The organism is Mycobacteriales bacterium, assembly GCA_035995165.1.
Lineage (GTDB): Bacteria > Actinomycetota > Actinomycetes > Mycobacteriales > CADCTP01 > CADCTP01.
The window spans coordinates 1-10,693 of record DASYKU010000042.1 but is presented as its reverse complement, the minus strand read 5'-3'; the positions used below and the strand labels follow the sequence as shown (position 1 = coordinate 10,693).

The following is a 10,693-nucleotide window of genomic DNA, read 5'->3' as shown; positions in this document are numbered from 1 at the left end:
GGCCTGGGCACCGCGCATCCCCGGCGGCTGCGGCGCCAAGGCCCTCGACCAGACCCGCCACCGCCTCGCCGCGTGAGCCGGGTTCCGCCCGGCGCGGCCTGGTCTGCCGATACGCCGAACCTGCCGTCCGGGCGCCACCGGCAGACGGTGTTCTCCGGATCTCGTACTACTGCGAGTAGTAGTTACCACTCGCAGTAGTAGGACGCAGCCTCGTACCCGGCTTGCGTTGTCTTCTCTTGTCTGCGACGGGCTTTCCGGGGGCTCCGCCCCTCTCGACCCCGTCAGGGCTCCGCCCTGGACCCGGCATGGGGCGTCCCGCCCCCTACAACCCCCTGGAAGGTGAAGCGGAGCGAGCTCTTGTATGCGGCCTGCGGAGGGGAGCCCGCTCCGGTAGCCGCCCTGCAGAACGTCAGCACACTCATGAGCGGCTTTCGGTCAGCACCACGGCCAAAGCGGGGAGCTGAACCCCCGGCAAGCGATGCAAACCACAAGAGCGAACACCGAGGTCCCGGGGTGCCCCCGCAGACAGGAGAGAACAAGAAGGCCGGAACGACCCCCGTAACCAGGAGAGAACCAGGAGGGCGGGGATGACCCACGCAGACGAGGAGACATTCGGGAGCGCGGAACCCTCAGCGGGGTCCAACTCCGACGTGGTGACCAATAGTGCTCGAATCGGAAAGAACCCGCAGGATCGCAAAGGCGACGTCGGCCCGGGCGACGAACCCGCCGACGGGCGGGCTATCCGCGACGAGACCGGGGTGACCGCCGCCGGCGCGGTTGGTGAGCTTCGGCGGTCGCACGGTGCTCCAGTCGAGACCGGACTCGACCAGCACCTGCTCCATCCGGACCAGGTCGCGGTAGTGCGCTCCGAACGCGGCCCACAACAAAGGCCGAGCGACCCGGCGGTAGACAAAAGGTCCGTCGGCGAACAGCGGCGCCGCGCTCACCGCGACGATCCGCAGCGTCCCCGTCTCGCGCATCGCCATCGTCGCGGCCCGGACGCCGCGGGAGTTGACGGTCGGGTCGCTGCCGCGCCCGGCCGGCCCGAGCGCGGAGACGACCCCGTCCCGTCCGGCGACCGCGTCCACCAGCGCGCCCGGCGAGAGCGAGTCGACGACCGCGACCTGGAGCCGCCCCGGACCGCCGACCGGCACCTTCTCCCACTCCCGGATCGCCGCGCTGCTGCGGGCCGAGTCGCGGACGACCGCCGTGATCTCGTGCCCGTCCTCGATCCCCTGCCGGACGAACTCCGAGCCGATCCCGCCGCTGGCACCGATCACCGTCACACGCATGGACGAAACCTCCGTCGGGGTGGGTGAGTGTTCACTTACCCAATGAGAGTGAGTGAACACCCACTAACCTGTCAAGCGTGAGTACGAGCACGCGGGACCGGATCCTGGACGCGGCGGCCGAGGTGATGACCCGTCTCGGCCTGGCCCGGACCACGACCAAGGAGATCGCCCGCTCCTGCGGCTGCTCCGAGGCACTGCTCTACAAGCACTTCCGGGACAAGGAGGAGATCTTCCTCGGCGTGCTCAAGGAGCGACTGCCCAACCTGACCCGGACGCTGGCCGAGCTCCCGTCCCAGGCCGGCACGGGGTCCGTACGGGACCGGCTGGTCGAGGTGGTCGAGCTGGGCGTCCGGTTCTACGCCGGCGGCCTGGCCATCGGCAGCTCGATGCTGGGCGACCCGGGGCTGGTGGCCCGGCACCGGGAGTGGCTGCTGGAGCGGGGGGTCGGGCCGCACCGGGCCAACGAGATGCTCGCCGACTACCTGCGGGCCGAGCAGAAGGCCGGACGCGTCGCGGCCGACGCCGACCCGGACGCGGCGGCGGCGTTGCTGCTCGGCGCCTGCTACCAGCGAGCGTTCCTGGTCCGGCTGGTGGGGGAGGAGCCGCCGCGTCCGCCCACGGCGGAGTTCGCCGAGAGCGTCGTAGACACGATGCTGCGCGGGCTCGCACCCTGATTGGCTGTGCTGTGCTGTCTGACCGGCGAAACGACCAAGAAACTGGAGATATGCAGCCGACCGAGATCGACGAGCTGGTGACGCGAGCGGGCGACCTGGTCGTCGAGCACTACGTGTTCGAGGACGTCGCGAAGCGGGTGCGCGAGGTCCTCGCCGCCGCCCGGTACGCCGACGGCGATCCCGCCGCGCTGGCCGAGGCCGTCACCCGGGACCTGCAGTCGGTCAACGGCGACCTGCACCTGCGGCTGAGGCACTACGACGAACCGATCCCGGAGGTGTGGGACGACGCCGCCGACGCGGCCGCCCGGCACGCCAAGGCCGTCCGGTCGATGGGCGGGGTGGCCAAGATCGAGCTGCTGGAGGGCAACGTCGCGCTGCTCGCGCTGGCGCCGAGCCTGTTCCCGATCGGCTCGGCCGGACCGGCGGTGACCGCGGCCCTGCAGCTGGTGGCGAGTGCCGACGCCCTGCTGCTGGACCTGCGCGGCAACCGCGGCGGCGACCCCCGCACGGTCGCGCTCGTCTGCGGCTACCTGCTCGACGAGCACACCCACCTGGTGACGATGCACCAGCGCGACACCGGCGAGACGTTCCAGTCGTGGTCGGTGCCCTGGGTCCCGGGCCCGCGCTTCGGCGGCACCAAGCCGCTCGCCGTGCTGGTCGGCCCGGACACGTTCTCCGGCGCTGAGGAGCTCGCGTACGACCTGCAGCAGCTGCGGCCGCACACCACGGTCGTCGGTGAGCGGACCCGCGGTGGCGCCCACCCGTGCGAGGGCTACCGGCTGCACCCGCACCTGGAGCTGACGGTGCCCACCGCCCGCGCGCTCGGCGCCACCACCGGCGCCAACTGGGAGGGCGTCGGCATCACTCCGGACGTGGAGACCGGCGACCCGTTCCCGGCGGCCTACCAGCTGGCGCTGGCGGCGGTTCAGTAGGAGCGCGGCAGCCCGAGGGTGTGGCCGGCGACGAAGTTCAGGATCATCTCTCGGCTCACCGGGGCGGTCTTGATCAGCCGGGTCGCCCCCCAGAGTGTCGCCAGGCCGTACTCGGTGGCCATGCCGTTGCCGCCGTGGGTCTGGATCGCCTGGTCCAGGGCGAGCATCGAGGCGTCCGCGGCCGCGTACTTGGCCATGTTGGCGGCCTCACCGGCCGCGGTGTCGTCGCCGGTGTCGTAGAGCCAGGCCGCCTTCGTCGTCATCAGCCGGGCCAGCTCGAGCTGGATCGCCGCGTGCGCGAGCGGGTGGGCCAGACCCTGGTGGCTGCCGATCGGGACGCCCCAGACCTGCCGGCTGTTCGCGTACGCCGAGGCCTTGCCCAGCGCGTACCGCCCGATGCCGTTGGCCAACGCTGCCCCGGTGATCCGCTCCGGGTTGAGGCCCGCGAACAGGGCCGCCAGCGCGGCGTCCGCGCTCTCGCCGACCATCGCGTCGGCCGGCAGCCGGACGTCGTCCAGGAACAGCGTGAACTGCTTCTCCGGACCGGTGATCTCCACCGGGATCGGCGCCTTCTCGAAGCCGGGTGCGTCGGTCGGCACCACCGCCAGGGCCGGGCGCAGCGTGCCGGTCCGGGCGTCCTGCGCCCGCCCGACGACCAGCACCGCGTCGGCCTCGTCCACCCCGGAGATGTACGTCTTGCGCCCGCTGATCAGCCAGTCGTCGCCGTCGCGAGTGGCCACTGTGGACAGTTTGTGGGAGTTGGAGCCGGCGTCCGGCTCGGTGATGGCGAACGCCATCTTCAGCTCGCCGCTGGCCAGGCCGGGCAGCCAGCGTTCCTTCTGCTCGGTCGTGCCGGACTTGGCGATGATCGTCGCGCAGATGGCGGGGGAGACGACGATGAGCAGCAGCGGGCAGCCGGCCGTGGACAGCTCCTCGGCCACGATCGCCAGCTCGACGATGCCGCGACCACCACCGCCGTACTCCTCCGGGACATTGACGCCGAGGTAGCCGAGCCGGCCGACCTCGGCCCAGAGCTCGTCCGTCTTCCGGCCCGTCCGGGCCTTGTCCAGCCAGTACGAGTGGCCGTAGCGGGCGGCCACCTCGGCGACGGACGAGCGCAGCAGCCGCTGCTCGGCGGTCTCGGCGAAGTCCATCAGCTCTCCTCGGGTTCGATCACGGCCACGACCTCACCGGCGTCCACCTGCGACCCGGCCGCCACCCGCAGCTCGGCCACCACGCCGTCGGTGGGGGCGAGCACGGCGTGCTCCATCTTCATCGCCTCCAGCGCAAGCAGTGGCTGCCCGGCGGTGACCCGGTCGCCCTTGGCCACCCGGACGGCGACGACCTGGCCCGGCATCGGCGCGGTCAGTGACCCGGCCGGCAGCGCTGAGACCGGCTCCGGCAGCGGGTCCACTTCGGACAGTGTCACCGACCAGCCAGGACCGTCCACATAGGACACATCGCCGATCGCGTGCACCCGGTAGGTGGTGCGGATCCCGTCGTCGACGAGCGTGACCGCGTCCGGGGCCGCGGGTGCCGGCCGGTAGGACACCGTGACCGGCCCGTCCGGACCTGCGTACGTGGCCGTCGCCGGTTGCGAGGGGCTGTTCCGCCAGCCGGTCGGCAGCGTCGGTTGCACGGTCCGTGGGCGGGCGGTGCGGGCCAGCGCCGCGACCAGCGCGGCCCGTTCGATCTCGGCCGGACCGGCCAGCGGGGCGAACAGCTCGGGCTGCTCGGCCAGCACGGCGGTGTGCGGCCCGGCCGCGAACGCGTCCGACCGCAGCAGCCGGACCAGCAGGTCCCGGTTCGTGGTCAGCCCGTGCAGCTGGGCGCCGGCCAGCGCGGCGGCCAGCATGCGGGCGGCCGCCGCCCGGGTCCGGGCGTGCACGACGAGCTTGGCCAGCATCGGGTCGTAGTGCGGCGAGACCACGTCGCCGTCGACCACGCCGGAGTCCAGCCGCAGGTCGCCCGGCACGGCCAGCCGGTGCAGCACGCCGGTGGACGGGCGCCAGTCCGCGGCCGGATCCTCGGCGTAGAGCCGGACCTCGATCGCGTGCCCGCGGACCGGCGGCGGGGTGTCGAACGGCAGCGGCTCGCCCTCGGCCACCAGCAGCTGCAACGCGACCAGGTCCAGCCCGGTCACGGCCTCGGTCACCGGGTGCTCGACCTGCAGCCGGGTGTTCATCTCCAGGAAGGCCGGCTGGCCGTCGGCATCGACGAGGAACTCGACCGTGCCGGCGCCGACGTACCCGACCGCGCGGGCCGCGGCGACCGCGGCGTCGAACAGCCGCTGCCGCAGCGGTTCCGGGATGTCGGCCGGGGCCTCCTCGACGATCTTCTGGTGCCGCCGCTGCACCGAGCAGTCCCGCTCGCCCAGCGCCAGCACGCTCCCGTGCGTGTCGCCGAAGACCTGGACCTCGATGTGCCGGGATCGTTCCAGCCAGAGCTCGACGAACACCAGCCCGTCACCGAACGCCGACTCCGCCTCCCGCCGGGCGGCAGTGACCGCGTCCGCCAGCTCCTGCGGGCCGGCCACGATCCGCATGCCGCGGCCGCCGCCGCCGTAGGAGGCCTTGACCAGCAGGGGATAGCGCGCGTCGGCCGGGACCGCGTCCGGCGCCCAGGACGGCAGCACCGGGACGCCGGCGGCGGCGACCAGCGCCTTGGCGTCCACTTTGGACCCCATCGAGGCGATCGCGTCCGGCGGTGGGCCGACCCAGACCAGCCCCGCGCCCAGCACGGCCCGGGCGAAGCCCGCGTCCTCGGCCAGGAACCCGTAGCCGGGGTGCACCGCGTCGGCCGCGGTCCTGCGGGCGGCGTCGACCAGCAGGTCGGCCCGGAGGTAGGTCTCGGCCGGCGCGGCGCCGGGCAGCTCGACCGCGAGGTCGGCCTCCCGGACCCAGGCGCCGCCACTGTCCACAGTGGAGTGGACCGCGACCGGGGAGATGCCGAGCTCCCGGCAGGTCCGGATCACCCGCCGCGCGATCTCGCCCCGGTTCGCGATCAGCAGCCGCCGGATCACCGGAACACCCCGTAACCCCGGGTGCCCTGCCAGGACGACGAGTGCACCGCCGACAGGCACAACCCCAGCACCGTACGGGTGTCGCGCGGGTCGATCACGCCGTCGTCGTAGAGCCGGCCGGACATCGCGAACGCCAGCGACTGGGCCTCGATCTGCGTCTCCACCGCCTGCCGGAGCGCGGCGTCGCCGTCCTCGTCGTACGCCTGCCCGCGGGCCGCGGCTGCCTGCCGGGCGACGATCGAGAGCACCCCGGCCAGCTGCGCCGGCCCCATCACCGCCGACTTCGCCCCCGGCCAGCTGAACAGGAACCGCGGGTCGTACGCCCGGCCGCACATCCCGTAGTTGCCGGCCCCGTACGAGGCGCCCATCACGACGGTCAGGTGCGGCACCCGCGAGTTCGACACGGCGTTGATCATCAGCGCGCCGTCCCGGATGATCCCGGCCTGCTCGTACGCGGTCCCGACCATGTAGCCGGTGGTGTTCTGCAGGAACACCAGCGGGGTGTCGGTTTGGTTGGCCAGCTGGATGAACTGCTGTGCCTTCTGCGACTCCGGCCCGAACAGGACACCGCGGGCGTTGGCCAGGATGCCGACCGGGTACCCGTGGATCGAGGCCCAGCCGGTCAGCAGCGACGACCCGTACACGGGCTTGTGCTCGTCGAAGCGGGAGCCGTCGACGACCCGGGCCATCACCTCGCGCGGGTCGTACGGGACCCGCAGGTCGCCGCCGGCGATGCCGAGCAGCTCGTCCGGGTCGTGCAGCGGCTCGTCCGGCGGCTCGGTCGGCCCTGGTCCGGCCTTGCGCCAGTTCAGCCGGGCCACGATCCGGCGGCCGATCCGCAGCGCGTCCCGCTCGTCCTCGGCCAGGTGGTCGGCCAGCCCGCTCGTCGTGGCGTGCATGACCGCACCGCCGAGCGCCTCGTCGTCGGCGTCCTCGCCGGTCGCCATCTTCACCAGCGGCGGCCCGCCCAGGAACACCTTCGACCGGTCCCGGATCATCACCACGTGGTCGCTCATCCCGGGCACGTACGCGCCGCCCGCGGTCGAGTTGCCGAAGACCAGCGCCACGGTGGGGATCCCGGCCGCCGACAGCCGGGTCAGGTCCCGGAACAACCGTCCGCCCGGGACGAAGATCTCGGCCTGGCTGGGCAGGTCCGCGCCGCCCGACTCGACCAGGTTGATCAGCGGCAGCCGGTTCTCCCGGGCGATGTCGTCGGCCCGGAACGCCTTCCGTACGGTCCAAGGGTTGCTGGCGCCGCCGCGGACGGTCGCGTCGTTGGCGGTGATCACGCACTCGACCCCGGACACGACGCCGATACCGGTCACCAGCGAGGCGCCGACCTGGTAGTCGCTGCCCCACGCGGCCAGCGGGGACAGCTCCAGGAACGCCGAGTCCCGGTCGAGCAGCAGCTCGATCCGCTCCCGGGCCAGCAGCTTGCCCCGGCCGCGGTGCCGCTCGACGTACTTGGGACCGCCGCCGGCCCGGGACCTCGCCAGCTCGGTGTCCAGTTCGGACAGTTGCACCTGGCTGTGCTCGTACGCGGCCCGGTACTCGGGGGAGGAAGTGTCCAGAGTGGACCGGATCACAGCAGCACCTCGGGCACGTCGACCAGCCGGGACCGCAGCCACTCGCCCAACGCCTTGCCCTGCGGGTCGAACCGGCTGCTGGCCGCCACCCCCTGGCCGAGGATTCCGCCGACCACGACATTCACCGCGCGCAGGTTCGGCAGCCACGTGATCGTCCGCGGCAGCCCCTCGGCTTCCGGCAGCAACGCGTGCAGGCGGGCGCCGGTCAACCAGCCCTCGAACCACCGGTAGGCCTCGTCGCTGCGGAACCAGAGCCCGATGTTCGCGTCGCCGCCCTTGTCGCCGGAGCGGGCACCGGCGATCGTGCCCAGCGGCACCCGCCGGGTCGGCCCGAGATCGAGCTCCTCGACCCTCGGCCGCGTGAGGTTCGTGGTAGGCCCGGCGGCTCCGGGCGGTGGCGGCGGCACCGGGACGCTCGACCCGTCCGGCAGCACGGCCCGATGCTCCACAGTGGACTGCGGCACGAACGACGCGGTGAACACGCCGTACGGGCTGGCGTCGCCGGGCGGCGCGGTCACGTGGAAGCCCGGATACGACGCCAGGGCAAGCTCGATCGGGACCCGCGAGAAGGCCCGGCCGACCTTCGCCCGATCCGGATCCCGTACGGACAGGTGCAGCAGGGCACTGGCCCCTTCCTCGGTGTCGGCGTCCGGGTGATCGGTCCGGGCGAGTGTCCACTCCAGACTCTCGGGGCCCTTCCCGGCCAGTTCGCGCTCGACCTGGTCCCGGACCAGCGCCGCCTTGGCCTCGATGTCGAGGCCGGTGAGGACGAACGTGGTCGCGTTCCGGAAGCCCGCCAGCCGGACCGAGCCGACCTTGAGCTCCGGTCGCGGGGGCAGGCCGGCCACACCGGAGATCCGGACCCGTCCCGGCCCCTCGTGGGTGAGCCGGATCGAGGCGAGGTCGCTGTCCACGTCCGCGCCGGCGTACCACTGCGGTCCGGTCTCGTAGAGCAGCTGCGCCGTGACGGTCTCGACCGTGACCGCGCCACCGGTGTGCCGGTGCTTGGTGATGACGGCCGAACCGTCCGCGGCCACCTCGGCCAGCGGGAACCCGGGATGCCGGACGTCGTGCATCTCGCGGAAGAAGCTGAAGTTGCCGCCCGTCGCCTGCGGGCCGCACTCCAGCACGTGCCCGGCCACGGTCGCGCCGGCCAGCGCGTCCCAGTCGTCGCGGGCCCAGCCGTGGTGCCAGGCCGCCGGGCCGACCACCAGGGAGGCGTCGGTGACCCGGCCGGTCACCACGACGTCGGCCCCGCCGCGCAGGCACTCCACGATGCCCCAGCAGCCCAGGTACGCGTTGGTGGCGATCGCGTCGCCCTCGGCCGGCAGCTCGTCGCCCTCCACGTGCCCGACGCTCGTGGTGAGCCCGAGCCGGTCGGACAGCCGCCGTACGGCGTCGGCGAGGCCGGCCGGGTTCAGGCCGCCGGCGTTGACGACGATCTTGACCTGGCGTTCCACCACGAGGCCGAGGCAGTCCTCGAGCTGGCGCAGGAACGTCTTCGCGTACCCGGTCGCAGGGTCCTTGAGGCGGTCCCGGGCCAGGATCAGCATCGTCAGCTCGGCCAGGTAGTCGCCGGTCAGCACGTCCAGCGGGCCACCCTCGAGCATCTCCCGCATCGCGGCCAGCCGGTCGCCGTAGAACCCGCTCATGTTCCCGATCCGGATCACGACTGTGCTGCCCTCTGTTCGCCTCGTCGGTCGCTCCGCCGGGACCACCACCCGGGGGGCCCGCTCCCTCGTCGGCTCACCGCAGGATCCTCTCCAACTGGCGGCTCCACTCGGCCAGCAGCCGGGTCCGGCGGGCCGAGTCGTCGGTGAGCAGGCTGGCGACACCGAGGCCGCGCATGAGGTCGAGCGTCGCCTGCACCGCCTCCCGTACGCCCGGGCGGGACTCGTCGGCGCCGAGCATCTCCACGGTCAGCCGGTGCACCTCGCGGCCGAACCGGGTCTCGACCGGCACCAGCGCCGTCCGCAGCGTCGGGTCGGTCCGGGCGGCCACCCAGACCTCGATCGCGGCCGAGAACAGCGGGCCGGTGAACAGGGTCGCCAGCAGGCGGATCGTCGCGGCGACCCGGTCACCGCCGGCCGGCAGCGCGGCCGTCTGGGTCCGCAGCTCCGCCGACCGGCGCTCGGCCAGGTGCTCGACCGCGGCGACGAGCAGGTCGGACTTCGTCCGGTAGTGGTGCAGTTGGGCGCCCCGGGAGACGCCGGCCCGCTCGGCGACGAGCGTGGTGGTCGTACCGGACCAGCCGCGCTCGACCAGACAGTCGACCGCGGCCTCCAGCACCCGCCGCTGGGTCGAGCGACTGCGCTGCTGCTGCCGGGTCGCGGACGGGGGTGCGCTCACGGGGGGAGCTTCCCGGAGCGCGGACAAACAGTCAAGACTGCTTGTTTCACGCCTGATTCCTGAGAGGAGTAAGGGCCGAACGGGTGAAACCGATGTTGGGGGGCAGCGGAACCGCAGGGGTTGTGCCCTATGCTTCAGCCCTCCGGTTCCGATCCCCCCACGGCGCCGGAGACCCCACCAGAAGGCGGGGGACCGCCTCACCGCGGCCCCCGCCTTCCCCCTTTTCTGGGCCTCCGGCCTGGCCCCCGCTCTCGGGCCTGTGGCCCGCCCGCTTCCGGGTCCCCCCGCTCCCGAGTCCGGCCCGCTTCCGTGCAGCGAACGGGGCCCGGCCTTGATGGCCTGTTGGGGCTTGTGGGTGGGACCGTGCGTTCCCGGGTTTCGTTGTCTTCTCTTGTCTGCGACGGGCTTTCCGGGGGCTCCGCCCCTCTCGACCCCGCCAGGGCTCCGCCCTGGACCCGGCATGGGGCGTCCCGCCCCCTACAACCCCCTGGAAGGTGAAGCGGAGCGAGCACGTGTGGGTTCTTGTATGCGGCCTGCGGAGGGGAGCCCGCTCCGGTAGCCGCGCTGCAGAACGTCAGCACGCTCGTTGAGTGGCTTTCGGTCAGCACCACGGCCAAGGCGGGGAGCACCCCTCCGCCTGGCCGCCCCCCGATCCCGGCCCCGGACCTGACTCCCGTTTCACATTCCCGGGGTTGTAGGGGCGGGACGCCCCATGCCGGGGTCCAGGGCGGAGCCCTGGCGGGGTCGAGAGGGGCGGAGCCCCCGGAAAGCCCGTCGCAGGCCCGCGCCGGGCCGACCAAGCCGGCGACGCACGGTCCCACCCATGGGCCCGAACGGC

8 protein-coding genes are annotated in these 10,693 nt (G+C 73.1%); 2 read left to right on the top strand and 6 right to left on the bottom strand.

Annotated features, from left to right (window positions below; genetic code table 11):
• Positions 1-629 precede the first annotated feature (629 nt).
• Positions 630-1,292: an NAD(P)H-binding protein gene (locus tag VGP36_06865; protein ID HEV7654442.1), complete on the bottom strand. Its 663-nt coding sequence runs from the start codon at positions 1,290-1,292 to the stop codon at positions 630-632.
• Between the two features lie 77 nt (positions 1,293-1,369).
• On the opposite strand from VGP36_06865, the gene VGP36_06860 reads away from it, so the two are divergent.
• Both VGP36_06860 and VGP36_06855 read left to right on the top strand, forming a co-directional pair.
• Positions 1,370-1,966, top strand: coding sequence for a TetR/AcrR family transcriptional regulator (locus tag VGP36_06860; GenBank protein ID HEV7654441.1), 597 nt, complete (start codon positions 1,370-1,372; stop codon positions 1,964-1,966).
• Positions 1,967-2,016: 50 nt separating this feature from the next.
• Positions 2,017-2,898: a S41 family peptidase gene (locus tag VGP36_06855; GenBank protein HEV7654440.1), complete on the top strand. Its 882-nt coding sequence runs from the start codon at positions 2,017-2,019 to the stop codon at positions 2,896-2,898.
• Here VGP36_06855 and VGP36_06850 read toward each other — a convergent pair.
• The 5 genes from VGP36_06850 to VGP36_06830 form a co-directional block, all read right to left on the bottom strand.
• Positions 2,892-4,052 (bottom strand): acyl-CoA dehydrogenase family protein, encoded by a 1,161-nt coding sequence (locus VGP36_06850; protein ID HEV7654439.1) that lies wholly within the window; start codon positions 4,050-4,052, stop codon positions 2,892-2,894. The genes VGP36_06855 and VGP36_06850 overlap by 7 nt on opposite strands.
• On the bottom strand, positions 4,052-5,920 hold the full coding sequence (locus VGP36_06845) for a biotin carboxylase N-terminal domain-containing protein (protein ID HEV7654438.1): 1,869 nt from the start codon (positions 5,918-5,920) through the stop codon (positions 4,052-4,054). The genes VGP36_06850 and VGP36_06845 overlap by 1 nt, the downstream gene beginning before the upstream one ends.
• Positions 5,917-7,506 (bottom strand): carboxyl transferase domain-containing protein, encoded by a 1,590-nt coding sequence (locus tag VGP36_06840; protein HEV7654437.1) that lies wholly within the window; start codon positions 7,504-7,506, stop codon positions 5,917-5,919. Before VGP36_06840 ends, VGP36_06845 begins: the two co-directional genes overlap by 4 nt.
• Complete coding sequence (locus VGP36_06835) at positions 7,503-9,158, bottom strand: acyclic terpene utilization AtuA family protein (protein HEV7654436.1); 1,656 nt, start codon at positions 9,156-9,158, stop codon at positions 7,503-7,505. Before VGP36_06835 ends, VGP36_06840 begins: the two co-directional genes overlap by 4 nt.
• A 94-nt stretch (positions 9,159-9,252) precedes the next feature.
• Positions 9,253-9,855, bottom strand: coding sequence for a TetR/AcrR family transcriptional regulator (locus VGP36_06830; GenBank protein ID HEV7654435.1), 603 nt, complete (start codon positions 9,853-9,855; stop codon positions 9,253-9,255).
• Positions 9,856-10,693 lie beyond the last annotated feature (838 nt).

Excerpts from the sequence above, each read along its gene's own strand:
- VGP36_06850 (HEV7654439.1), bottom strand. The coding sequence starts at position 4,052 with ATGGACTTCGCCGAGACCGCCGAGCAGCGGCTGCTGCGCTCGTCCGTC.
- VGP36_06855 (HEV7654440.1), top strand. The coding sequence starts at position 2,017 with ATGCAGCCGACCGAGATCGACGAGCTGGTGACGCGAGCGGGCGACCTG.
- VGP36_06865 (HEV7654442.1), bottom strand. The coding sequence starts at position 1,292 with ATGCGTGTGACGGTGATCGGTGCCAGCGGCGGGATCGGCTCGGAGTTC.
- VGP36_06835 (HEV7654436.1), bottom strand. The coding sequence starts at position 9,158 with ATGAGCGGGTTCTACGGCGACCGGCTGGCCGCGATGCGGGAGATGCTC.